This is a genomic window from Streptomyces sp. PA03-3a, assembly GCF_033792735.1.
In the GTDB taxonomy this organism is placed as follows: domain Bacteria; phylum Actinomycetota; class Actinomycetes; order Streptomycetales; family Streptomycetaceae; genus Actinacidiphila.
In genome coordinates this window covers 1-22,737 of the sequence record NZ_JARAVM010000008.1, presented here as the reverse complement: position 1 = coordinate 22,737, position 22,737 = coordinate 1, and the positions used below count along the sequence as shown (strand labels likewise).

The following is a 22,737-nucleotide window of genomic DNA, read 5'->3' as shown; positions in this document are numbered from 1 at the left end:
CGTAGCCCCCGATGGCGCCGCACACCTGTGGGGTGCCGAAACGCTCCAGGCGTGTGCACCCCGGGTGGTGAGGGGGCCGGCCTTGCGTACAGGGCCTGGCCTGGGAATCCCCGCACCACGGCCGTCCTGGGGGATTGCCGGCCCACACTCCACGACCATCCGTCGAGGGTTCCCACTGGGCCGCGAGCCCTCCATGCGCAGGGGGAGGTGTGCCCCGGCATTGGGTGCGTCGGCCGAAGGCCGGTAAAGAGTGGACGGCACCGACCCACCGGAAAGGCGCACACGCACGCGCCGACGTGTCGGCATCGGGGTGGCACACCCGCCCCCGACCGTTGGGCAGCCGGGACGTCCCGGGGTACCGCACCGGTGCGGTACCGACATGGGGTCACACCCGCCCTCCCCGGCATCCACCGGCCCGACTCCGGGGAAGGGTGGACGCACCCGGCCCACCGACGGTGCACATCGGCCTGCCCACCCACGCCCGGCCGCGGCTTGGGGAAAAGCAGGACGACGCCCACGGTGGGTTGGGGGCGGGCAGGGCTAATGTGGGGGAGATGAGCACTGACGGCCCCGCGGCGGCGCCGCGCACGCTCGCGGAGGATCTGCGCGCCCGCGGCGACGACGCGCTGTCCGCACTGCTCCGGGCGCGCCCGGACCTGCTGAACCCAGTCCCGAACGACCTCTCGCAACTCGCGACCCGCGCCGGCACCCGTGCCTCCGTCGTCCGCGCCCTGGAGCGCCTGGACCGGTTCACGCTGCAGGCCGCGGAGGCCCTGGCCGTCGCACCGGACGGCGCCCCGTACGACGCGCTCGCCGCGCTGATGGGCCCGGAGGCGGCGGAGGCGCTGCCCGGGGCCGTGGCGGCGCTGCGGGCGCAGGCACTGCTGTGGGGCGGCGACGACCGGCTGCGCCTGGTGCGCACCGCGCGCGACATCCTGGCCCCGGCCGCGGGGAGTCCGTCGCCGACCGGGCTCGGGCCGACAGTGGCGGAGGCGACGTCCGGCATGTCGCCGACGCGGCTGCAGCAGATCCTCGCCGTGCTCGGGCTGCCGCCGACGCACGACCCGGTGAGCGCGGTGGGCTCGGTGACGGCGCTGTTCGCCGACCGGCCGCGGATGGCGGCGCTGCTCGACGGGGCGCCCCCGGAGGCAGGGGCGGTGCTGCGCAGGCTGACGTGGGGCCCGCCGTACGGGGAGGTGGCGGACGTGACGGTGCCGCCGCCGCCGGTTGCCTGGCTGCTGGAGCGGGGGCTGCTGCTGCCGGCCGGGGCGCGCAACGTCGTGCTCCCCCGCGAGGTGGCCCTGCATCTGCGCGAGGGCCGGGCGCACCGCGCTCCCGAGCCGGTCGCGCCGCACGTGGCGCCGAAGGAGCACGATCCACAGGTTGTGGACAGGACGGCCGCGGGCCAGGCCTTCACGGCGGTGCGCACGGTCGAGGAACTGCTGAAGCAGTGGGAGACCGGCGGTCCCGCGGTGCTGCGCGCGGGCGGGCTGAGCGTGCGGGACCTGAAGCGGGTGGCCACGGCGCTGGACGTGCCGGAGCCGCTGGCCGCGTTCTGGCTCGAGGTGGCGTACGCCGCCGGCCTGGTCGCCGCGGACGGGGAGGTGGACGAGGCCTACGCGCCGACCCCCGCGGCCGACGGGTGGCTGTCGCTGCCCGCCGAGGACCGGTGGGCGGCCCTGGCCACGGCGTGGCTGGCCGCGACCCGCGTGCCGGGTGTCGTCGGCACGCGGGACGTGAAGGGCCGCGCGCTGGCCGCGCTCGGCCCCGACCTGGACCGTTCGCTCGCCCCCGAGGTGCGCCGGCGGACGCTGGAGCTGCTGGCCGGGCTCCCCGAGGGCGCCTCGGCGGACCAGGACGCGCTGCTGGTCCGGCTGCGCTGGGAGCGCCCGCTGCGGGGCGGCGCCGCGATGGACCCGCTCCGCGCCGACCTGGTGCGCTGGACGGTCACGGAGGCGGAGCTGCTGGGGATCACCGGCCGCGGCGCGCTGTCCGCGCACGGCCGCGCGCTGCTGCGCCGCTCCGGGGACGCGGCGGCCGCGCTGCTCGGGCCGCTGCTGCCCGAGCCGCTGGACCATGTGCTGCTCCAGGCCGACCTGACGGCGGTCGCGCCGGGCCCGCTGCAGCCGCACCTCGCCGAGACCCTGCACGTGCTGGCCGACGTGGAGTCCAAGGGCGGCGCGACCGTGTTCCGCTTCACCCAGGGGTCGGTGCGCCGGGCGCTGGACGCCGGGCGGACCGCCGCCGACCTGCACGCCTTCCTCGCGGCGCATTCCCGCACTCCCGTGCCGCAGCCGCTGAGCTACCTCGTGGACGACGTCGCCCGCCGGCACGGCCGGCTGCGCGTGGGCGCGGCCTCGGCGTACGTGCGCTGCGACGACGACGCGCTGCTGAGCGAGATCCTGGCCGACCGCCGGACGGCCGGCCTCGGGCTGCGCCGCCTCGCGCCGACAGTGCTGGCGGCGCAGAGCGACCCGGCGACCCTGCTGGAGCGGCTGCGCGCGCTGGGCCACGCGCCGGCGGCCGAGTCCGCCGAGGGCGACGTGCTGATCACCCGGGCGGACGCCCGGCGGACCCCGCCGCGCAGCGCGCCGGTGCCCGTGGTGGACGGGCCGCCGGTCCCGGACGGGACCCTGCTCGGGGCGGCGGTGAAGGCGATCCGTGCCGGTGACCGCGCCTCGACCGCGGTCCGCCGGGAGCCCGCGGACCGGCCCGGCGGGGGCGGTGGCAACGGCGACGGCCGGCTTCCGCGCACGGCGGCGGCCGAGACCCTGGCGACGATGCAGGCGGCGGTGCTGACCGGCGAGTCCGTGTGGATCGGCTACGTCAACGCGGAGGGTGCGGCGAGCCAGCGCGTGATCGGCCCGATGCGGGTGGAGGGCGGTTTCGTCACCGCGTACGACCACACCGCCGACGAGGTCCGCACCTTCGCGCTGCACCGGATAACCGGTGTCGCCGAGCTCGCCGACGACCTGGCCTGACCCTCCCGGGGGCGGTCGCGAGGCGGCCGCGGGGCCGCTCCCCGGTATCGATCCCGGGGAGCGGGGCGTTTCCCTTCCGGGATGCGGGACCATGGATAGTTCAGCCCGGCCCCCTTCCCGGTCCCGGCCCGCCCCTTTCGCGGAGGTTTGTGTGTCCTGCCTGATCGTCCAGAGCGACAAGACCCTGCTCCTGGAGGTCGACCACGAGCTCGCCGACGAGTGCCGGCGGGCCATCGCCCCCTTCGCGGAACTGGAGCGGGCGCCCGAGCACATCCACACCTACCGGATCACCCCGCTCGGGCTGTGGAACGCCCGCGCCGCCGGGCACGACGCGGAGCAGGTCGTGGACTCGCTCGTGCAGTACTCCCGCTACCCGGTGCCGCACGCGCTGCTGGTGGACGTCGCCGAGACGATGGCCCGCTACGGCCGGCTGACGCTGAGCAAGCACCCGGCGCACGGCCTGGTGCTGACCACCACGGACCGTCCGGTGCTGGAGGAGATCCTCCGCTCGAAGAAGGTCGCGCCGCTGGTGGGGGCCCGGCTCGACCCCGACACGGTGGTCGTCCACCCCTCCGAGCGCGGCCAGATCAAGCAGGTGCTGCTGAAGCTGGGCTGGCCGGCGGAGGACCTGGCCGGTTACGTGGACGGCGAGGCGCACCCGATCGAGCTGGCCCAGAACGGCTGGAAGCTGCGCCCCTACCAGGAGCAGGCGGTGGAGGGCTTCTGGCACGGCGGCTCGGGCGTGGTCGTGCTGCCCTGCGGCGCCGGCAAGACGCTGGTGGGCGCGGGCGCGATGGCGCAGGCGAAGGCGACGACGCTGATCCTGGTGACGAACACGGTCTCCGCCCGGCAGTGGAAGCACGAGCTGGTCAAGCGGACCTCGCTGACCGAGGACGAGATCGGCGAGTACAGCGGCACCCGCAAGGAGATCCGTCCGGTCACCATCGCCACGTACCAGGTGCTGACGACCAAGCGGAAGGGCGTCTACTCGCACCTGGAGCTGTTCGACTCCCGCGACTGGGGCCTGATCGTCTACGACGAGGTCCACCTGCTGCCGGCGCCGGTCTTCAAGTTCACCGCGGACCTGCAGGCACGTCGCCGGCTCGGTCTGACGGCGACGCTGGTGCGCGAGGACGGCCGCGAGTCGGACGTCTTCTCGCTGATCGGGCCCAAGCGCTTCGACGCGCCGTGGAAGGAGATCGAGGCGCAGGGGTACATCGCGCCCGCCGACTGCGTGGAGGTGCGGGTCAACCTGACCGACTCCGAGCGGCTGGCGTACGCGACCGCCGAGCCGGAGGAGAAGTACCGGTACTGCGCCACGACCGCGACCAAGCGCAAGGTCACCGAGGCGCTGGTGGCCAAGCACAAGGGGCAGCAGACGCTGGTGATCGGCCAGTACATCGACCAGCTCGACGAGCTGGGCGAGCACCTCGGCGCGCCGGTGATCAAGGGCGAGACGACGAACGCGCAGCGCGAGAAGCTCTTCGAGGCCTTCCGGCAGGGCGAGATCTCGGTGCTCGTGGTCTCCAAGGTCGCCAACTTCTCGATCGACCTGCCGGAGGCGACGGTCGCCATCCAGGTCTCGGGCACCTTCGGTTCCCGTCAGGAGGAGGCGCAGCGGCTCGGCCGGGTGCTGCGGCCGAAGGCGGACGGCCACGAGGCCCGCTTCTACTCCGTGGTCGCCCGCGACACGATCGACCAGGACTTCGCCGCGCACCGGCAGCGCTTCCTGGCCGAGCAGGGCTACGCGTACCGCATCGTCGACGCGGACGAGCTGCTCTAGCTCCCAGGCCGTGACGTCATCATGCCTTCTGCTTGAGGCTTCTCGTCCAGGGACGCCTCAAGCAGAGGAATGAGCCGAATTCCGGCAACAAGGGCAGTCGCTTCGACAGCCGCACACTGATTCGCCCGGCTTGGCGACGGGAACGACGAGCATGGGCTCTGCCCCGGGAACCGGCCGCACATAGGGTTGCCCCGATGAAGGGTCACGCCCAATGCCTTTCAGGATATGACCGGCTCCTTGAGGAAAGCAGAACATTTCATGCGGACCGGCTCGATACCAGTCCTTTCCTGGCGGAGGCTGCGTCGCCATCAGATCATCGAAATCCGCACCGGTTTCACCCATCAGCATGTAGGAGATACCGATACGATCGATCGTCGGCGTCTTGCCCTCCATGACCTCCTTGGCGAACTGCATCCAGGTCGGGTCGAGGCACATCGGGCCCGGGGCCGGTTGGCCGGGCGGAGTGGGCATGCAGATCCAGTCAGGTGACCCTTCCCTGAGGACCGTCTTCATGTCCGAGTCCAAAACCGTCGCCGTCTCGGCAATGAAGCGCGGGGCGGCGCTGAGCGCATCCTTGATTTTATCTTCCGGCGTGGGCTCTCTGTTTTCTGCCACGACTGCTCTCCCACGGGACGGATTTCTGATGCCACCATTGTTCATCGGCTGCCAATATGCCGCAAGCTGTGCGGATTCCCATTGAGACAGCATAAAACTCAGCCCCTCGTCCTGCCCCTCACCATTGAGGCGTCGTCCCCGAATTCCTTATCGGTGAAGGTTCTGTCGTGACGCCGGGACCTCGCTTCCGGTGGTCGCGAACCGGGACCTCAAGACCCCCTGGGCACCTTCGTCCGAGGCACGGCTTCACGGCCTGGGCTCTCGCTCTGGGCGGGCGACGCGCCCGTCCGGCCGGCCCGCCGCGTCAGTCGCGCGCGGCGGCGCCGTCCTGGCCCATCACCACGACCCGGAAGGTCGTGGCGACGAAGACCCGGACCGCGCGCAGGGCGTCCCCGACGGGGTGGACCGGATGCCGGTGCCCGGTGTCCTCGGCGATGGCGGTGCTGCCGTGGACGCGGGTGTCCGCTGGTCGTGCCATGACCCCAATGTACGCATGTGTGACGCTTTGGGCAGAGGTCGGGGCCACGGACGGGCGGAGAAGCGGTTAGCGCCGCCCGTCGCCGAGGCGTAGGATCCCTCGTCTTGCCGCCCGCCCCCCAAGGGGGCGGCGCCACCGACCGGACGGAAACCGGTCGGCCCGAGTCGTGATCCGTATCAGGACAGCGCCCCGCCCCGCGCCGCCGTGCGCGCCGGTCCGGGGCCGGCTGAGCCATGCCCTACGTGCCGCCGGAGGCAACCCGTGCCAGGGGAACAGTCCCTCACCGCCGACAACCCGCTCGACCGCGAACGCTCCCACCTCGCCGCGTCCCGTTCCGCCCTGCGCGCGATGCGCGCCGACGTCGAGGCCCTCGACATCCGGGACGTGACCGCCAACTGGGTGAACGCCGCGGTGCTGCAGTCCGAGATCGACGCCCGCATCAAGGCGCTCGCCGATCTGGTGCACACCCCGCTCTTCTTCGGCCGCCTCGACTACGAGGAAGGGGAGGCCTTCGGCGGTGAGGAGGTGGGCCACCGCTTCTACATCGGCCGCCGCCACGTCCACGACGCCGACGGCGACCCCATGGTCATCGACTGGCGTGCGCCGGTCTCCCAGCCCTTCTACCGGGCCTCTCGCACCGACCCGCAGGACGTCGCACTGCGCCGCCGCTTCGGCTACACGGGCGGTGAGCTGACCGCCTACGAGGACGAGCACCTCACCGACCCGGCCGAGGCGCAGACCTCCAGCAAGCTGCTCCAGCAGGAGATCGAGCGCCCGCGCGTCGGCCCGATGCGGGACATCGTCGCCACCATCCAGCCCGAGCAGGACGAGATCGTCCGAGCCGGGCTCGGCGGCACCGTGTGCGTGCAGGGGGCGCCCGGCACCGGGAAGACCGCCGTCGGCCTGCACCGGGTGGCGTACCTGCTCTACGCGCACCGCGAGCGGCTGGCCCGCGCGGGCACCCTCGTCATCGGCCCCAACGCGTCCTTCCTGCACTACATCGAGCAGGTGCTGCCCGCCCTGGGCGAGCTGAGCGTCAAGCAGGCCACGGTCGACGACCTGGTCGCCCACGTCCCGGTCAAGGGCACCGACCCGGCGACCGCCGCGGGCGTCAAGGGCGACGCGCGCATGGCCGAGGTGCTGCGGCGCGCGGTCCGCTCCGGCATCCGGATGCCCACCGAACCGGTGGTCGTGGTGCGCGGCTCACGCCGCTGGCGCATCCCGGCGTACGAACTGGAGGAGCTGGTACGCGAGCTGATGGAGCGTGACATCCGCTACGGCGCCGCCCGCGAGGCGCTGCCGCGGCGGATCGCGCACGCCGTGCTGGTCCGGATGGAGGCGGCCGGTGAGGCACCCGACGACCGGGTGCAGGACGCGGTCGCGCGCAACGCGGCGGTCAAGGCGGCCGTGAAGGAGCTGTGGCCGCCGGTGGACCCGGCGAAGACGGTGCTGCGGCTGCTGTCCGACCCGGAGTTCCTGGCCTCGTGCGCGGAGGGCGTGCTGACGGAGGAGGAGCAGAAGGAGATCCTCTGGGAGAAGCCGGCCCGCTCGGTCGCCTCCGCGAAGTGGTCGGCCGCCGACGCCGTGCTGGTCGACGAGGCCAACGACCTGGTGCACCGCACGGCCTCGCTCGGCCACGTCGTGCTCGACGAGGCCCAGGACCTCTCGCCCATGCAGTACCGGGCGGTGGGCCGCCGCTGCTCCACCGGCTCCGCGACCGTGCTGGGCGACCTCGCCCAGGGCACCACCCCGTGGGCGACGGGGACCTGGGAGGAGGCGCTCACCCACCTCGGCAAGCCGGGGTCGCGGATCGAGGAGCTGACCCAGGGCTTCCGCGTCCCGCTGGAGGTCATCGCCTACGCCTCCCGGCTCCTGCCGGAGATCGCACCCGGGCTGAAGGAGGCGACCTCCGTCCGGGAGAACCCGGGCGCCTTCTCGGTGACCGAGGTCCCGGTGGACGGGCTGACCCCGGCCGTGCTCGCCGCCTGCCGGCAGGCACTGGACCGCGAGGGGTCGATCGGCCTGATCGCCGCCGACGCGCGCCTGCCCGCGCTGGCCGAGGCGCTCGCGGCGGCCGGGCTGCCGTACCGGACCCTCGGGGTGGGGGTCCCCCCGGCGGAGCCAGGGGGAGAGACCACCTCCGAGGTCCGCCTCACGCTGGTCCCGGCCTCCCTGGCGAAGGGCCTGGAGTACGACTACGTGGTCCTGGACGAGCCCGCCGCGGTCGTCGACGGCGAGCCCGACGAGCGCACCGGCCTGCGCCGCCTGTACGTCGCTCTCACCCGCGCGGTCTCGGGCCTGGCCGTCCTCCACGCGGCGCCCCTCCCGCAGGCCCTTCGGCTACCCTGATATACGAATGCGGCCATGCCTGATACACGGAGGTGGCGAACATGCGCACAGTGATCGACGTGGATGACGCACTGCTCCAAGAGGCTGCGGACATACTGGGCACCACGACGAAACGGGCGACGGTCAACGGAGCGCTGGCGGAATTCGTGGCCGCCGCCAAACGGCGGCGGTTCATCGAGATGCTCGACGAGGGTGCCTTCGACGACCTCACGGACGCCGAAGTGACGGCAGACGCGTGGCGGTGACCCGGTATCTGGTCGACAAGAGCGCCTGGGCGCGCGCGAAGCAACCAGTGGTGAGAACGGCTCTGCTGCCCCTGCTCGAGCGCGGCCTGATCAGCACGTGCGCCGTGGTCGACCTGGAGATCCTCTACAGCACGCGCAACGCGACCGATCATGCCCGCGCCCGTTCCGCCCGCAGCGGTTTCGAATGGCTGCCGCTCACCGACGAGATCGGCGCCCGCGCCATCGAGGTCCAGGCACTGCTGGCCGAGAAAGGGCATCACCGCGCCGCTTCGATCGCGGATCTGCTGATCGCCGCCACCGCCGAGCGGTACCGGGCCACCGTCCTGCACTACGACGCGGATTTCGACACCATCGCGGCCGTGACGAACCAGGCGGTCCAATGGGTCGTGCCGCCCGGCTCGGCCGACTGACCGACGGAGCGGGAGATCACGTGGGGCACCCGGGCACCCGGACAGCCCCCGCCCTCACCCGCGGCCGTCGGCGACGGCCGCGAGCAGTGCCGCGCGCAGATGGCCGTCCGCCTCCGCCAGGAGCCGGGCGGCCGCCGGGGCGTCCACGCCGCCCAGGATGACGAGGACCGCGTTCTTGACCTCGCCGCCGGCGGCGGTGAGCGCCGCCTCGATCTCGTCCTCGGGCGCTCCGGTGGCCAGGGCCACGATCCGCCGGGACCGGGCGCGCAGCTTGTCGTTGGAGGCGCGGACGTCGACCATCAGGTTCCCGTAGGTCTTGCCCAGCCTGATCATCGTGATCGTCGACAGCATGTTGAGGACGAGCTTCTGGGCCGTACCCGCCTTCAGCCGGGTGGAGCCGGTCAGGAACTCCGGGCCGGTGACGACCTCGATGCCGTGGTCGGCCGCGGCGGCCAGCGCGGAGCCCGGGTTGCAGGACAGCCCGACGGTCAGCGCGCCCAGGGCGCGGGCGTGCTCCACCGCGCCGACGGCGTACGGGGTGCGGCCGGAGGCGGAGACGCCGACCACGGTGTCGTCCGGGCCGATCCCGAGGGCGTCGAGGTCGGCGGCGGCCAGTTCCCGGCTGTCCTCGGCGCCCTCGACGGCGTCCACGATCGCGGTGGGGCCGCCCGCGATGAGCCCGCTGACCTGGCCCGGCGCGGTGTTGAAGGTCGGCGGGCACTCGCTGGCGTCGAGCACGCCGAGCCGTCCGGCGGTGCCCGCGCCCGCGTAGACCAGGCGGCCGCCGCGGGCCATGCGCCCGGCGATGTTGTCGACGGCGGCGGCGATGGCGGGCAGTTGCTCCGCGACGGCGGCCGGGACGGTGGTGTCCTCCGCGTTCATCAGCCGGGCGATGTCGAGCGTCGGGAGCCGGTCGACCTCGGCGAGCTCGGCACGGAAGGCCTCGGTGGCGAGGTGGTCCAGCTCGCGGCGGAGCTCGGTGTGCGTCATTGCGGGTGGTTCCTTCGCGGGCTGTGGCGGTGGGCGAGGGCTTCGTACGAGGCGGACAGGGCCGGGGCGGCGGTGTCGTACGTGCGCTGGGCGACCCCGACGAACAGGCAGTCCACCACCAGCAGCTGGCTGGTGCGGCTGGCCATGGCGGCCGGGCGCAGTTCGCTCTCCCGGCCGCTGGAGGTGAGCAGCACGTGGTCGGCGTAGTGGGTGACGGTGCCGTCCGGCCGGCCGGTCACGGCGATCGTGGTGGCGCCCCGGTCGAAGGCGGCCCGCAGCGGTTCGACCACGTCGTGGGTGTGGCCGGAGTGCGTGATCGCCACGGCGACGTCGCCCTGCCGCAGCTGGACCGCGTTGGTGAGGGTGAGGTGCGGGTCGCCCAGGGCGTGTGCGACCCGGCCGATCCGCAGCAGCTTCTGCACCAGGTCCTGGGCGACCAGGCTGGACGCCCCTATCCCGTAGACGTCGATGCGGCGGGCGGCGGCCAGCGCGCCCACCGCCGCCTCCAGCTGGACCACGTCCAGCTGCGCGGCGGTGTCGGCCAGGCACCGCTGCTCGTCCAGTGCGAGCTTGGCGACCACGTCGGCCAGCGGGTCGTCGACCGCGATGTCCGGGGTGACGGCGGGCGGGGCCCCCGCCTCCTCGCGAGCCGCCAGCGCGGCCAGCGCGAGCCGCAGGTCCCGGTAGCCGGGGTAGCCCAGCAGCCGTGCGGTGCGCACCACGGTGGCCTCGCTCGTGCCCGTACGGGCCGCGAGCGCCGTCACGGTCAGCCGGGAGCAGCCCGCCGGGTCCGCGGCCACGGCCTCCGCGACGCGCTGCATCGACCGGGTCATGGACGGGGTCATGGTCCTGACCTTGGCGGCCAGACCCCCGGCATTGAAGGTTTCCTTCATCTTCTCGGCCACGGACGAAAGCTATTTTCAGCTCCGGACGGCGTCAAGAACGCCTGCGGCGGCGGTTGGTCCACAATGGGGGCCATGGATCCTGACGCACCCGGCTCCTCCGCCGGCCTGGAGGCGGCCCTGCACGGTGCCCGCGCGCTCGTCCTCGCCGACCTGACCGCGACCGGCGTCGCCGACGCGGAGGTCGTCTCGCTCGTCGAGGAGGCCGTCACCCAGCGCCGCTGGTGGGTGGAGCAGTGGCCCGACGGCGCGGGGTTCGTCGCGGGGCTGGTCGCCCAGGACGTCAAGGACGCCCTGCTGGAACGGATGGGCCGCTGGCCGCTCTGCCCGCGCTGCGCGGACCCCCACGCCCTCGACGTGGAACCCGAACTCGGCCCCGACCCGCACTGGGTGTGCGAGTCGCTCGGCGAGGCCGTCGCCCCCGTCGGCGGCCTGTCCACCGCTCTGGGCGGGCCGCGCTGACGTGACCGTCTACATCGACCCGCCGACCTGGCCGGGCCACGGCCGCATGTGGTCGCACATGGTGAGCGACACCTCGTACGAGGAGCTCCACACCTTCGCCGACGTCATCGGCGCGCCCCGCCGCGCCTTCGACGGCGACCACTACGACGTCCCCAGCGAGCGCTACGCCTCCGCCGTCGCGGCGGGCGCCGTCGAGGTCGGCAGCAAGGAACTGCTGCGCCACCTCACCGAGGCGGGCCTGCGCCGCCCCAAACACAGGCCTTCCGGGGCCTAACTAGCTAGGGTGTCGGCCCAGGGCGTGGGGCTGTTCCGGAGTCCGGCTCATGATCTTGTGACAGGATCGCCGGATGCTACGACTAACCGACTTCATCATCGATTGCCCGGACACGATGAAGCTGGCGGCCTTCTACTCCGGGGTGACGGGCCTCCCGGTCAAGGAGGGCAGTGACCAGGACTGGGCCGGTATCCGGTTCGGCGAGATCGAACTGGCCTTCATCCGGGTGGAGGACTACCGCGCCCCGCAGTGGCCCGACAGCGAGCACCCCAAGCAGTTCCACCTCGACTTCGAAGTCGACGACATCGAGGCCGAACAGCGCCGCGTCCTGGCCCTCGGCGCGACCCTGCAGCGGGACTGCACCGGCCCCGACGGCTACGGCTTCCGCGTCTACACCGACCCCATCGGCCACCCCTTCTGCCTCTGCCGCAACAAGGGTGTCGTGTGGACCGAGCAGGGCATCGTCTGGCCCGGGCACGACCAGTAGGACGCTCCGAGCCCAACCGCACCGGCGCCCCGCGCTCAGAGCGGTTCGCCCTCCAGCCGCCCGGTGGGGAGCCGGCGACCGCACATCGTCAGGGCCAGGTCCTCGCCGCTGCCCCGCAGTTCGGGGCCGGAACCGTACGACCAGTCCAGATCGGTGGCCCGCAGCAGCCGGCCCTCGACGGCGACGCCGAAGTGCGCGTGCCCGCCGCCCGCGGTGAGGTCGTCGAGGAGGATGCCGAGGGTCTCCCCCGGCACGCGGCGCCGCGTGCCGAGCGGCACGGTGACGTCCAGCCCGTGGATCACCACGTGGTTGAGCGCGCCGTGGGCGCCGCCGCCGGGGGGCTGCCACCGCCCCATCACCTCGGAGCGCAGACAGCCGACCAGTTCCCCGGTGGGCAGTGCGCCGTCCCGCCCGGCGACGGCGTCGGACAGTCGGGTGAAGTCGAAGCCGTGCCCGGCGAGGAGTGCCATGAAGTCCTCCTGCGAGTAGCGCGCCGCCATCGTCATGTGCGCCACGACCTCGCGCACCCGCCAGCCGTCGCAGAGCGAGGGGGTGTCCCACCACGCGTCGGGCGCCCCGTCGAGCAGGTCGGCCAGGGCCCGGAACTCGGCCGCGACGGCGGCCTGCACCTGCGTGTCGTCGGTCATCGCTGCCGTACCCCTTCGTCCGGTGCCGCGGGCGGCCGCCCGCACCGGCAAGGACCGCCCGCACGCGCCGAAGTCATCGGTGGCCACCGTCCGCGGTCCCGTCCACGTCGCCGGGGGCGAGCAGTTCCAGCTCGGTGGTGAGGTTGCGGCGGGCGGTGGCCTCCCAGCGCTCGTACCCCTGCGGGGTGCGGAACAGCCGGGGCAGCCGCAGGAGCTGCCGCAGGACGTCGGCGCGGCCGGCGCGAAAGGCGTCGTCGGGGACGAAGCCGTACTCCTCGCGGACGGCCGCCGCGTACTCGGCGTAGGCGGTGGGGTCGCCGGCGAGGACGGCCAGGTCGGCGTCGCAGAGCACCTCGCCGTCGCGGTCGCCGTCGGCGGGGTGGTGGGTGACGGTGAGCCGGACGAGGCGGGCGACCTCGGCGGTGATCGTGTCGGGAACCCCGGCCTCGGGCAGCGCGCGCTCGGCGAGCCGGGCGCTGCGCTCCTCGTTCTCCGAGCGGTCGGGCCGGTAGACGGTGTCGTGGAACCAAGCGGCGAGCAGCACGGCGTCCGGGTCCTCAGCGTGCCCGGCGAGGACCTCGACCTGGTCGAGGACCGCGGTCAGGTGGGTGACGGTGTGGTAGCGGCGGTGCGGCTCGGCCCAGCGGGCGATCAGGTCCTTGCCGTACGGCACCGGGTCCACGGACTCCGTCTGGCAGCGGCGCAGCAGGTCGCACCAGCGGGCGAGGAGGGCGGAGCCGGTTTCGGGTGCGGTGTCAGCCATGAAGGTCATTGTGGGGTACGGGGGGTCGCGGGTACGCGTGCGCATGTGACACCCTGGAGATATGTCTAGACCAATTTTCGAAGTGATCGCGCTCGACGCCCACGACGCCCTCGCGGCCCGCACGGGCGGCGCGGACCGCCTCGAACTGGTCACCGACATGGCGGCGGACGGCCTGACGCCGTCCCGGGAGACCTTCGCCGCCGTCCGGGCCGCGGTGGACATCCCGGTCCGGGTGATGCTGCGGGCCCGCGCCGACTTCGCCGTGGGCGGCGCCCGTGAGGCGGACGCGCTCTGCGCGGCCGTGGCGGCGCTGCGCGGCGAGGGCGCCGACGAGTTCGTGCTGGGTTTCCTCGACGGCTCGGGCGCGCCGGACCTGGCGGCCGTGCGGCGGCTCGTCGACGCGATCGGTCCCGGTGCCCGCTGGACCTTCCACCGCGCCCTCGACCACTCCGCCGACCGGGAGGCCGTGCGCTCTGCGGTACGCGGGCTGCCCGGACTGGACACCTTCCTCACCGCGGGCTCCGCACACGGCGTGGACGACGGCCTCGGCCGGCTGCTGGCGGAGGCGGGGCGTCCCGGCGAGCCGCAGCTCATGGTGGGCGGCGGGCTCCGCGCGGAGCACCTGCCGCGGCTCCTCGCCGCCGGCATCGACGCCTTCCACGTCGGGGGCGCGGTCCGCCCCGGCGGCTGGGCCGGGGCGGTCGACGCGCAGGCCGTGCGCACCTGGCGCGAACTGCTGGACGCGCCGGTCGCCGTCCCCTGACCGGACGGCACCCGCGAACGCCCGAGGGCGGTACCCCCTGCGGGGTACCGCCCTCGGTCTTCTGCCGTGGTGCGGAGTCCTGGTCCCGGAGGATCAGAAGTCCATGTCACCGCCGGGCATGCCGCCGCCGGCCGGGGCAGCGGCCTTCTCCGGCTTGTCCGCGATGACGGCCTCGGTGGTGAGGAAGAGCGCGGCGATGGAGGCCGCGTTCTGCAGCGCGGAGCGCGTGACCTTGGCCGGGTCGATGATGCCCTCACCGATCAGGTCGACGTACTCGCCCGTGGCGGCGTTGAGGCCGTGGCCCGGGGTCAGGTTGCGCACCTTCTCCACCACGACACCGCCCTCGAGGCCGGCGTTGACGGCGATCTGCTTCAGCGGGGCCTCGAGGGCCAGCTTCACGATCGACGCGCCGGTGGCCTCGTCACCGTCGAGCTCGAGCTTCTCGAACACGTTGGACGCCTGGAGCAGGGCCACGCCACCACCGGCGACGATGCCCTCCTCGACGGCGGCCTTGGCGTTGCGCACCGCGTCCTCGATGCGGTGCTTGCGCTCCTTGAGCTCGACCTCGGTGGCGGCACCGGCCTTGATGACGGCCACGCCGCCGGCCAGCTTCGCCAGACGCTCCTGGAGCTTCTCGCGGTCGTAGTCCGAGTCGCTGTTCTCGATCTCGGCGCGGATCTGGTTGACGCGGCCCTGGATCTGGTCCTGGTCGCCGGCGCCGTCCACGATCGTGGTCTCGTCCTTGGTGACGACGACCTTGCGGGCGCGGCCGAGCAGGTCGACGCCGGCGTTCTCCAGCTTGAGGCCGACCTCCTCGGAGACGACGGTGCCACCGGTGAGGATGGCGATGTCACCGAGCATGGCCTTGCGGCGGTCGCCGAAGCCCGGGGCCTTGACCGCGACGGACTTGAAGGTGCCGCGGATCTTGTTGACGACCAGGGTCGACAGGGCCTCGCCGTCGACGTCCTCGGCGATGATCAGCAGCGGCTTGCCGGACTGCATGACCTTCTCCAGCAGCGGGAGCAGGTCCTTGACCGCGGAGATCTTGGAGTTGACGATCAGGATGTACGGGTCGTCGAACGACGTCTCCATACGCTCCAGGTCGGTGGCGAAGTACGCCGAGATGTAGCCCTTGTCGAAGCGCATACCCTCGGTGAGCTCCAGCTCCAGACCGAAGGTCTGGGACTCCTCGACGGTGATGACGCCTTCCTTGCCGACCTTGTCCATCGCCTCGGCGATGAGCTCGCCGATCTGCGGGTCGGCGGCGGAGATGGAGGCGGTGGAGGCGATCTGCTCCTTGGTCTCCACGTCCTTCGCCTGCTCGAGCAGGGCGGCGGAGACGGCCTCGACGGCCTTCTCGATGCCACGCTTCAGCGCCATCGGGTTGGCGCCGGCGGCGACGTTGCGCAGGCCCTCGCGGACCAGCGCCTGGGCGAGGACGGTCGCGGTCGTCGTGCCGTCACCGGCGACGTCGTCCGTCTTCTTCGCGACCTCCTTGACCAGCTCCGCGCCGATCTTCTCGTACGGGTCCTCGAGCTCGATCTCCTTGGCGATGGACACACCATCGTTGGTGATCGTGGGGGCGCCCCACTTCTTCTCGAGGACGACGTTGCGGCCCTTGGGGCCGAGGGTGACCTTGACGGCGTCGGCGAGCTGGTTCATCCCGCGCTCGAGACCGCGCCGTGCCTCCTCGTCGAACGCGATGATCTTGGCCATGTGAAGTGGTCCTCCCGGACTTGGGGTCCCCCCGCGGCACACGGCTGCGGGGAAGGATTACTCCAGGACCGTGCCGGCGCCCGCGACGGACGGCCTGCCCTCCCGCCGGTTCCTTTCCGGCGGTCGAGCGGGCCTCACCCACTCGGTCCTTTGTCACTCTCAACGTCAGAGTGCTAACGCCAATGATTAGCACTCGCCCTAGGAGAGTGCAAGCCGCTTGGCCGGTGCCGTGGACAACCCGCAGGTCCCGGTCGGCGGGCCGCCGGACAGCACGAAGGCCCGCCCCTGTGCGGGGCGGGCCTCGACGCGTACGTTTGAGCGGCCGTACGCGAAAGTGCTCCGTGGCCGATGCGCGGCGCGTCAGCCGGCTGCGAGACGGACCATGTCCGCCTGCGGCCCCTTCTGGCCCTGCGAGATCTCGAACTCGACCCGCTGACCTTCCTCGAGGGTGCGGTAGCCGTCCATCTGGATCGCGCTGTAGTGCACGAAGACGTCCGCACCACCGTCGACCGCGATGAAGCCGTAGCCCTTCTCCGCGTTGAACCACTTGACGGTGCCCTGAGCCATTCCTAACTCCCCTATTGCTGGCCCTTCGCAGACCCGCACCTCGCGGACCCGGGTCAGACCTCACCCCCTACAGCCAAGGGGGCGTGCGCCGGAACGCGTCGACCGCGGCTGAATGTATCTGCCCGGACGCTGTCTGCAACAGGTCAATCGGACGAGAATTCCGGGCACGAAGAATCGGAAGAAGAGCCTGATCGGCGAATAATCCGGGGCAACTCGGACCGGACATAAGCGGCCAACAAGACAATCGCTGCGGGAATTTGGCGATAAATCGCCGACAAGGCCGCCCCGGGGAAGGGGGTCGCGCAGAGCGTTGCAGGGGGTTGCGAGCCGTTCAGGGCAACTGTACAGGCCTTCAACTACCCCTCGAACACACAGGGGTGCCGGGAAGTCCCCGGCACCCCTGTCGCCTCCGCGGGCCGCGCGGCTCAGCAGCCGCCGGCCACCGCCGGGATGATCGAGACGGACGCGCCCTCGCCCACCGTGGTCTGCAGGCCCTGGGAGAAGCGGACGTCGTCGTCGTTCACGTAGACGTTCACGAAGCGGCGCAGCTTGCCCGTGTCGTCCAGGACCCGCGCGGAGATGCCCGGGTGGTTCTGCTCCAGCGAGTCGATGACGTCGGCCAGGGTGCCGCCCTCGGCGGGGACCTCGGCCCGGCCGCCGGTGTAGGTGCGGAGGATGGTCGGGATGCGGACGGTAGCGCTCATGATGCGGGGTTCACCTTCAGTCTGGGTCAGCCGGTGCGATGGGATCAGCCGGCCAGGCCGGCGGCGCGGAACGCGTCGAGGCTCGGGCGGATGGTGGCCGTGGGGCGGGAGGTCGGGGCGACGGCGTCCAGCGTCTTGAGCCCGTCGCCGGTGTTGAGGACCACGGTCTCGCCGGCCGGGTCGAGCTGCCCGGTCTCGATGAGCTTGCGCAGCACGCCGACGGTCACACCGCCGGCCGTCTCGGCGAAGATGCCCTCGGTCCGGGCGAGCAGCTTGATCGCGTCCACCACCTGCTCGTCGGTGACGTCCTCGACGGCGCCGCCCGTGCGCCGGGCGATGTCCAGCACGTACGGGCCGTCGGCCGGGTTGCCGATGGCGAGCGACTTGGCGATCGTGTTCGGCTTCTGCGGGCGCACCACGTCGTGGCCGGCCTTGAAGGCGGTCGAGACCGGGGAGCAGCCCTCGGCCTGGGCGCCGTAGACGCGGTAGGGCTTCTCCTCCACCAGACCGAGCTCGATCAACTCCCGCAGACCCTTGTCGATCTTCGTCAGCTGCGAGCCCGAGGCGATCGGGATGACGATGTTGTCCGGCAGGCGCCAGCCCAGCTGCTCGCAGATCTCGTACGCGAGCGTCTTGGAGCCCTCGCCGTAGTAGGGGCGCAGGTTGACGTTGACGAAGCCCCAGCCCTCGCCGATCGGGTCGCCGATCAGCTCGCTGCAGAAGCGGTTGACGTCGTCGTAGGTGCCCTCGATGCCGACCAGCTCGCCGCCGTAGACCGCGGCCATGACGACCTTGCCCTCCTCCAGGTCGTGCGGGATGAACACGCAGGAGCGGAAGCCGGCCCGGGCGGCCGCGGCGCCCACGGCGCCGGCCAGGTTGCCGGTGGAGGAGCAGGACAGCGTGGTGAGGCCGAAGGTGCGGGCGGCCTCCAGGGCGATAGCGACGACCCGGTCCTTGAAGGAGTGGGTCGGGTTGCCGGAGTCGTCCTTGATGTGCAGGCCGCCGGTGACGCCCAGTTCGCGGGCGAGGTTGTCGGCCTTGACCAGCTTGGTGAAGCCCGGGTTGAGGTTGGGCTTGGAGGCCACGTCCGCGGGGACGGGCAGCAGCGGCGCGTAGCGCCAGATGTTGTTCGGCCCGGACTCGATCCGCTTGCGGAGGGTCTCGGGGTCGCCGCTCGGAAGGTCGTACGCCACTTCGAGCGGCCCGAAACAGGCCTCGCAGGCGAAGAGGGGCTCCAGCGGGAAGCGCTCGCCGCACTCGCGGCAGGAGAGCGCGGACGCGGGGCCGAAGGCGGAATCGGTGGACGCGGATGCAACGGTCTGCGCAGCCATGTCAGGCGAGGCCCTTTCTCCTCATCTTCCTCACGACGCATCTCGCCGTGAGACGGAATTGGCACCTTCCCCACCTGGACCTCGCGGTCGGCGGGAGGGTTGCCGGGGCTTCAACGGGCCGTTCCCTCTGCCCCTCTGGATGAGCGGTATGGCGCCGAGCGTACTGCCCGGGCATTTGTCGGACGGGGCGCGATCACCGTGGACATACGATGGTCGTGCCTCGTGTTCACGACTGTAACCGACGACCTCGAACCTGGTCATGGGCCGTCCGTCCTGCGAGACGGGCAGAAACGGAGCAACCCGGTGCTCGACGAGGTGGCCGGCTGGCTGCAACGACGGTCCTGGACCGCCGACCACAGGCCGCTGCCGCAACTGCTCGCCGCCAAGCGCGCCGCGGGCGCGCGCGGCACGGTCAGCGTCGTGCTGCCCGCCCTCGACGAGGAGGCCACGGTCGGGGAGATCGTCGGGACGATCCGCCGCGAGCTGATGAGCGAGGCGGTGCCGCTGGTCGACGAACTCGTCGTGCTGGACTCCGGGTCGACCGACCGGACCGCCGAGGTCGCGGCGGCCGCGGGCGCGGTCGTCGTGCACCGGGACGAGGTGCTCCCGCGGCTGCCCGCACTGCCCGGCAAGGGCGAGGTGCTGTGGCGCTCGCTGCTCGTGACGCACGGGGAGATCGTCTGCTTCGTCGACTCCGACCTGCGGGAGTTCGACGCGCGGTTCGTGTCGGGGATCGTCGGGCCGCTGCTCACGGATCCGGATCTGCGGCTGGTCAAGGCGATGTACGACCGGCCCCTGGAGACCGGCGGGACGGTCGTCCCGGCCGGCGGCGGACGGGTGACGGAGCTGGTCGCGCGACCGCTGCTCAACCTGCACTGGCCGCAGCTGGCGGGGTTCGTCCAGCCTCTCGGCGGGGAGTACGCGGCGCGGCGCTCGCTGCTGGAGCGGCTGCCGTTCCCCGTGGGGTACGGGGTGGAGCTCGGGCTGCTGGTGGACGCGCTGGGCACGGTCGGGCTCGACGCCCTGGCGCAGGTCGACGTCGGCGTCCGGCACCACCGGCACCAGGACGGCCAGGCCCTGGGCCGCATGGCGGCGGCGATCTACCGGACGGCGCAGATCCGCCTGGCACGCGGCCATCTCGTGCGGCCCTTCCTCACGCAGTTCGACCGCGCACCGGGCGGCGGTTTCGAGCCGCACGTCCACGAGGTCGCGACGGAGGAGCGCCCCCCGATGCGCACGATCCCCGAGTACGCCCACCGCCGCGCCGTGGCGTGACGCCGTGACCCGGTCGCGGGTCGGCCGGCTCGCCGGAAACCGGGGTGCCCCCGTGCTGGGGGCACCTCCCAGCGGCGGCCGGAGGAGGGACCGACCGCCCGCGACCCCCCGGGCCGTACCCGGCGCGACCCGCGACGGGACGCGGCCGGAAAACCCCCGGCTGGGCTAGCTCGTACGTTTGCGGTCCGGGATGCATGGCTAGGCTGGCCGCATGGTCGCATCGCATGCCGCGCGCGTTCTGGTCGCGTCCAACCGCGGCCCCGTGTCGTACAGCCTCCGCGAGGACGGCACGCTCACCGCCCGCCGCGGCGGGGGCGGACTCGTGTCGGGCCTGAGCGCCATCGGGCCGGACGCGGACGCCGTCTGGGTCTGCGCGGCCCTGGGCGACGGGGACCGGGCCGCCGTACTGCGCGGCGCCGGGGGCACGGGCCGGCTGCCCATCGCCGACACCGGCGGGCAGCACGTACGGATGCTGGACATCCCGGCGGACACCTTCGCGTCGGCCTACAACGGCATCGCCAACTCGGTCCTGTGGTTCGTCCACCACATGCTGTTCCAGACCCCGCTGGAGCCCGTCTTCGACGAGGACTTCCGGGACCAGTGGGCGGCGTACGTGGCGTACAACGCCGCCTTCGCCGACGCGCTCGCCGACGAGGCGGGCCGGGGCGCGGCCGTGCTGGTGCAGGACTACCACCTGGCGCTGGTGCCGCAGCTGCTCCGCTCGCGCCGTCCCGACCTGCGCATCGGCCACTTCTCGCACACCCCGTGGGCCCCGCCGGACTACTTCCGCCTGCTGCCGGACGACGTCGCCGCGGAGGTGCTGAGCGGCATCCTCGGCGCCGACCGGGCCTGTTTCCTGACCCGCCGCTGGGCGGACGCCTTCGCCGCGTGCTGCGCGGACGTGCTGGGCGCCTCCGTCATCCGCGACGCGGGCAGCCTGACGATCACCCACGGGGGCCGCACCACGCGCATCGGGGTGCACGGCCTCGGCGCGGACGCCGACTTCCTGCGGGAGCGGGCGCACCGACCGGACGTGGACGAGCGCCTGGCGGCGCTGCGGGAGGCGGTGGGCGGCCCGGACCGCAAGGTCGTCGTGCGCGTGGACCGCACCGAGCTGTCGAAGAACATCGTGCGCGGCCTGCTCGCGTACGCGCAGTTGCTGCGCGACCACCCCGAATGGCAGGGGCGCGTGGTGCACATCGCCTTCGCCTACCCCTCCCGCCACGACCTGGCCGTCTACCGGGAGTACACGGACGAGGTCTCCGACCTGGCCGAGGAGATCAACGAGGAGTTCGCGACGCCGGGCTGGCAGCCGGTGGTCCTGCACGTCAAGGACGACTTCGCGCGCTCCCTGGCCGCCTACCGCCTGGCGGACGTCGCGCTGGTCAACCCGATCCGCGACGGCATGAACCTGGTGGCCAAGGAGATCCCGGTCGTCTCCGACGACGGCGTGGCGCTGGTGCTCTCCCGCGAGGCGGGGGCGTACGAGGAGCTGGGCGACGACGCGTTCGTGGTCAACCCGTACGACATCCGGGCCACGGCCGACGCCCTCCACCAGGCGCTGTCCGTGTCGCACGGGGAGCGCGCCGAGGCCACCAAACGACTCGTGGCGGCCTCGACGGCGCTCCCCCCGCAGCAGTGGTTCCTGGACCAGCTGCGCGCGCTGGGGTAACCGCGGCCGGAACGGCCGGAGCAGAGCCACACCGGCCGGCGACGGCCCCATCCACCCTTGCCGTCGGGGCGGTTGTCAGGTCGTGAAGGCCTTCACGACCTCGTCCAGACCATTCGATGGTGGCGGCGATGGCCTCGGGGGTTCGTAGCCCGCGGCGGCGGCGGACCGGATGTCCTCGTCGAAAACCTCGGGGTGGTCTCCGCAGATCTTCTTCGCGGTGTTCCAGTCGGTGACCTCCCGGGCCTCTCCGGCGAACGGCTTCTACGGGAGGTCCGGCCTCGTCGCCGTTCAGGAACTCCATTTCGCCGTCGGAGATGTAGAACGCCTCGTCACCGGCGGTGTGGATGTGGGCGATCGGGCCGCTTCCCGGGCGGGGGGACGGTGGCGAGGACGAAGTCGAGCGTCCCGTGCGACTGCTCACCGGAGATCTTGATGGTCGAGGCGCGGAGTTGCGGCACTTCACTCCTCGTTGGGCGTCGAGGCCGCGCCTCCAACGGTATGACCGGCCCAGGCGCACCACGTACTGCTCACCAATGCAGCCCGAGGGTTGCCCATGGAGCCCGGGGCGCTCTGCACGGCCAAGCCCAGGAGTGGAGACATATGCTTGACTCGTCAAGTATTTGCCACTTAACTGTCCCTGCACCTGCCGCCCCATCAGGTGGCGGCCCTATCGAGGAGCAGCCTTGAGCATCGTCGCGCCGAGCCAGAACGATCCCGCTGGACAGGACGATTCCCGCTACATGAAGAGGAACGGCATCTTTGTGCCGCCCGGGCAGGGCGACACGAGGTGGATTGTCGGAGACACCTACACCCTCAAGGTCGGCGGCCCGGAAACGGGCGGACGGCTCACCTTCGTGGAGGCGACCGTCCCGGCCGGGGCCGGAGCGTACCCGCACGTGCACAGCAAGCATCAGGAGGCGTTCTACCTGATCTCCGGCGAGCTGGACTTCGTCAACGGTGACGACACCATCACCGCCGGCCCCGGCTCCTTCTACTACGTGCCCAGCGACACTCGGCACGGTTTCTTCAACAAGAGTCTTCACGCCGCCAAGATGATCTTCATGTTCCTCCCCGGAGGATACGAAGAGCTCCTCTTCGACGGAGCGCCCAAGGCCGAACGCGGCCAACCCGTCCCGCACATGATGGACAACCTCCCGAACATCAACCCGGAACTCATGGAGCGGTTCGGCTCATTCATCCTCCCGGGCGACCTCCCTTCTGAAGACTAGGACTTGTCCGGCCGATCATGTGCGGAGCCAGATGACGAGTGTCGCTGCGGTGGCGGTGCCGAGGTAGACGTAGCCGCGCTTGTCGTAGCGGGTG

General features: G+C 72.3%; 22 protein-coding genes and 1 riboswitch. Of the genes, 12 read left to right on the top strand and 10 right to left on the bottom strand.

What is annotated here, in order from left to right:
- Window positions 1-554: 554 nt before the first annotated feature.
- Both PV342_RS11725 and PV342_RS11720 read left to right on the top strand, forming a co-directional pair.
- The gene (locus PV342_RS11725; RefSeq protein ID WP_500316877.1) at window positions 555-2,981 is read left to right on the top strand and encodes a helicase-associated domain-containing protein; all 2,427 of its coding nucleotides are present in this window, start codon (window positions 555-557) and stop codon (window positions 2,979-2,981) included.
- 151 nt (window positions 2,982-3,132) lie between these two features.
- Window positions 3,133-4,764 (top strand): DNA repair helicase XPB, encoded by a 1,632-nt coding sequence (locus PV342_RS11720; RefSeq protein ID WP_361001513.1) that lies wholly within the window; start codon window positions 3,133-3,135, stop codon window positions 4,762-4,764.
- Between the two features lie 57 nt (window positions 4,765-4,821).
- On the opposite strand, the gene PV342_RS11715 is transcribed toward PV342_RS11720, so the two are convergent.
- Both PV342_RS11715 and PV342_RS11710 read right to left on the bottom strand, forming a co-directional pair.
- Entirely contained in the window at window positions 4,822-5,379 is a 558-nt protein-coding gene (locus PV342_RS11715) for a hypothetical protein (RefSeq protein WP_400804035.1), read from the bottom strand.
- Between the two features lie 304 nt (window positions 5,380-5,683).
- On the bottom strand, window positions 5,684-5,857 hold the full coding sequence (locus tag PV342_RS11710; protein ID WP_386988043.1) for a hypothetical protein: 174 nt from the start codon (window positions 5,855-5,857) through the stop codon (window positions 5,684-5,686).
- 261 nt (window positions 5,858-6,118) lie between these two features.
- Between PV342_RS11710 and PV342_RS11705 the strand changes: the two genes are divergently transcribed.
- From PV342_RS11705 to PV342_RS11695, 3 genes are read left to right on the top strand one after another with little or no spacing between them, the layout of a single operon-like run.
- Entirely contained in the window at window positions 6,119-8,206 is a 2,088-nt protein-coding gene (locus PV342_RS11705) for a HelD family protein (RefSeq protein WP_400804039.1), read from the top strand.
- 41 nt (window positions 8,207-8,247) lie between these two features.
- Window positions 8,248-8,451 carry a type II toxin-antitoxin system VapB family antitoxin gene (locus PV342_RS11700; protein ID WP_391576573.1) on the top strand — a complete coding sequence of 68 codons (204 nt, stop codon included), beginning with the start codon at window positions 8,248-8,250 and terminating at the stop codon, window positions 8,449-8,451.
- The gene (locus PV342_RS11695; RefSeq protein WP_391576574.1) at window positions 8,442-8,861 is read left to right on the top strand and encodes a PIN domain nuclease; all 420 of its coding nucleotides are present in this window, start codon (window positions 8,442-8,444) and stop codon (window positions 8,859-8,861) included. Before PV342_RS11700 ends, PV342_RS11695 begins: the two co-directional genes overlap by 10 nt.
- A 54-nt stretch (window positions 8,862-8,915) precedes the next feature.
- On the opposite strand, the gene murQ is transcribed toward PV342_RS11695, so the two are convergent.
- The gene (murQ, locus tag PV342_RS11690; RefSeq protein ID WP_400804045.1) at window positions 8,916-9,851 is read right to left on the bottom strand and encodes an N-acetylmuramic acid 6-phosphate etherase; all 936 of its coding nucleotides are present in this window, start codon (window positions 9,849-9,851) and stop codon (window positions 8,916-8,918) included.
- Window positions 9,848-10,744 (bottom strand): MurR/RpiR family transcriptional regulator, encoded by an 897-nt coding sequence (locus PV342_RS11685; RefSeq protein WP_400804181.1) that lies wholly within the window; start codon window positions 10,742-10,744, stop codon window positions 9,848-9,850. The genes murQ and PV342_RS11685 overlap by 4 nt, the downstream gene beginning before the upstream one ends.
- A gap of 84 nt (window positions 10,745-10,828) precedes the next feature.
- Here PV342_RS11685 and PV342_RS11680 point away from each other — a divergent pair, with 84 nt between their 5' ends.
- The 3 genes from PV342_RS11680 (at window position 10,829) to PV342_RS11670 (ending at window position 11,976) form a co-directional block, all read left to right on the top strand.
- Entirely contained in the window at window positions 10,829-11,215 is a 387-nt protein-coding gene (locus PV342_RS11680) for a DUF8819 family protein (protein WP_361001535.1), read from the top strand.
- 1 nt (window position 11,216) lies between these two features.
- Entirely contained in the window at window positions 11,217-11,489 is a 273-nt protein-coding gene (locus tag PV342_RS11675; RefSeq protein WP_386988034.1) for a DUF4031 domain-containing protein, read from the top strand.
- Window positions 11,490-11,562: 73 nt separating this feature from the next.
- Complete coding sequence (locus PV342_RS11670; protein ID WP_026251175.1) at window positions 11,563-11,976, top strand: VOC family protein; 414 nt, start codon at window positions 11,563-11,565, stop codon at window positions 11,974-11,976.
- Between the two features lie 35 nt (window positions 11,977-12,011).
- Here PV342_RS11670 and PV342_RS11665 read toward each other — a convergent pair whose 3' ends face one another.
- Together PV342_RS11665 and PV342_RS11660 are read right to left on the bottom strand one after the other, a co-directional pair.
- The gene (locus PV342_RS11665) at window positions 12,012-12,623 is read right to left on the bottom strand and encodes a maleylpyruvate isomerase family mycothiol-dependent enzyme (RefSeq protein ID WP_500316873.1); all 612 of its coding nucleotides are present in this window, start codon (window positions 12,621-12,623) and stop codon (window positions 12,012-12,014) included.
- A gap of 73 nt (window positions 12,624-12,696) precedes the next feature.
- Entirely contained in the window at window positions 12,697-13,395 is a 699-nt protein-coding gene (locus PV342_RS11660) for an HD domain-containing protein (RefSeq protein ID WP_500317146.1), read from the bottom strand.
- A gap of 52 nt (window positions 13,396-13,447) precedes the next feature.
- Between PV342_RS11660 and PV342_RS11655 the strand changes: the two genes are divergently transcribed.
- A complete protein-coding gene (locus PV342_RS11655) occupies window positions 13,448-14,149 on the top strand; it encodes a copper homeostasis protein CutC (protein ID WP_361001544.1) in 702 nt (233 codons plus the stop codon).
- 93 nt (window positions 14,150-14,242) lie between these two features.
- On the opposite strand, the gene groL is transcribed toward PV342_RS11655, so the two are convergent.
- The 4 genes from groL to thrC form a co-directional block, all read right to left on the bottom strand.
- Window positions 14,243-15,865 (bottom strand): chaperonin GroEL, encoded by a 1,623-nt coding sequence (groL, locus tag PV342_RS11650; protein WP_018560041.1) that lies wholly within the window; start codon window positions 15,863-15,865, stop codon window positions 14,243-14,245.
- A gap of 360 nt (window positions 15,866-16,225) precedes the next feature.
- The gene (locus tag PV342_RS11645; RefSeq protein ID WP_005486335.1) at window positions 16,226-16,432 is read right to left on the bottom strand and encodes a cold-shock protein; all 207 of its coding nucleotides are present in this window, start codon (window positions 16,430-16,432) and stop codon (window positions 16,226-16,228) included.
- Between the two features lie 425 nt (window positions 16,433-16,857).
- Window positions 16,858-17,136: a ubiquitin-like small modifier protein 1 gene (locus PV342_RS11640; RefSeq protein WP_018560042.1), complete on the bottom strand. Its 279-nt coding sequence runs from the start codon at window positions 17,134-17,136 to the stop codon at window positions 16,858-16,860.
- A gap of 44 nt (window positions 17,137-17,180) precedes the next feature.
- Window positions 17,181-18,467 carry a threonine synthase gene (gene thrC, locus PV342_RS11635; RefSeq protein WP_361001550.1) on the bottom strand — a complete coding sequence of 429 codons (1,287 nt, stop codon included), beginning with the start codon at window positions 18,465-18,467 and terminating at the stop codon, window positions 17,181-17,183.
- Between the two features lie 18 nt (window positions 18,468-18,485).
- A riboswitch (SAM riboswitch) is annotated at window positions 18,486-18,613 on the bottom strand.
- Between the two features lie 157 nt (window positions 18,614-18,770).
- Here thrC and PV342_RS11630 point away from each other — a divergent pair.
- From PV342_RS11630 to PV342_RS11620, 3 genes are all read left to right on the top strand, one after another.
- The gene (locus PV342_RS11630; protein WP_329191140.1) at window positions 18,771-19,742 is read left to right on the top strand and encodes a glucosyl-3-phosphoglycerate synthase; all 972 of its coding nucleotides are present in this window, start codon (window positions 18,771-18,773) and stop codon (window positions 19,740-19,742) included.
- Between the two features lie 211 nt (window positions 19,743-19,953).
- Window positions 19,954-21,414, top strand: a complete 1,461-nt coding sequence (locus tag PV342_RS11625; protein ID WP_400804061.1) for an alpha,alpha-trehalose-phosphate synthase (UDP-forming) — start codon at window positions 19,954-19,956, stop codon at window positions 21,412-21,414.
- A 683-nt stretch (window positions 21,415-22,097) separates the two neighbouring features.
- On the top strand, window positions 22,098-22,643 hold the full coding sequence (locus PV342_RS11620) for a cupin domain-containing protein (protein WP_400804063.1): 546 nt from the start codon (window positions 22,098-22,100) through the stop codon (window positions 22,641-22,643).
- Window positions 22,644-22,737 lie beyond the last annotated feature (94 nt).

Bases quoted from the DNA above. Each gene is read 5' to 3' on its own strand.
- PV342_RS11670 (WP_026251175.1), top strand. From the start codon at position 11,563: ATGCTACGACTAACCGACTTCATCATCGATTGCCCGGACACGATGAAG.
- PV342_RS11625 (WP_400804061.1), top strand. From the start codon at position 19,954: ATGGTCGCATCGCATGCCGCGCGCGTTCTGGTCGCGTCCAACCGCGGC.
- PV342_RS11640 (WP_018560042.1), bottom strand. From the start codon at position 17,136: ATGAGCGCTACCGTCCGCATCCCGACCATCCTCCGCACCTACACCGGC.
- PV342_RS11710 (WP_386988043.1), bottom strand. From the start codon at position 5,857: ATGGCACGACCAGCGGACACCCGCGTCCACGGCAGCACCGCCATCGCC.
- murQ (WP_400804045.1), bottom strand. From the start codon at position 9,851: ATGACGCACACCGAGCTCCGCCGCGAGCTGGACCACCTCGCCACCGAG.
- PV342_RS11680 (WP_361001535.1), top strand. From the start codon at position 10,829: ATGGATCCTGACGCACCCGGCTCCTCCGCCGGCCTGGAGGCGGCCCTG.
- PV342_RS11655 (WP_361001544.1), top strand. From the start codon at position 13,448: ATGTCTAGACCAATTTTCGAAGTGATCGCGCTCGACGCCCACGACGCC.
- PV342_RS11645 (WP_005486335.1), bottom strand. From the start codon at position 16,432: ATGGCTCAGGGCACCGTCAAGTGGTTCAACGCGGAGAAGGGCTACGGC.
- thrC (WP_361001550.1), bottom strand. From the start codon at position 18,467: ATGGCTGCGCAGACCGTTGCATCCGCGTCCACCGATTCCGCCTTCGGC.
- PV342_RS11725 (WP_500316877.1), top strand. From the start codon at position 555: ATGAGCACTGACGGCCCCGCGGCGGCGCCGCGCACGCTCGCGGAGGAT.
- PV342_RS11660 (WP_500317146.1), bottom strand. From the start codon at position 13,395: ATGACCTTCATGGCTGACACCGCACCCGAAACCGGCTCCGCCCTCCTC.
- PV342_RS11665 (WP_500316873.1), bottom strand. From the start codon at position 12,623: ATGACCGACGACACGCAGGTGCAGGCCGCCGTCGCGGCCGAGTTCCGG.
- PV342_RS11700 (WP_391576573.1), top strand. From the start codon at position 8,248: ATGCGCACAGTGATCGACGTGGATGACGCACTGCTCCAAGAGGCTGCG.
- groL (WP_018560041.1), bottom strand. From the start codon at position 15,865: ATGGCCAAGATCATCGCGTTCGACGAGGAGGCACGGCGCGGTCTCGAG.
- PV342_RS11685 (WP_400804181.1), bottom strand. From the start codon at position 10,744: ATGAAGGAAACCTTCAATGCCGGGGGTCTGGCCGCCAAGGTCAGGACC.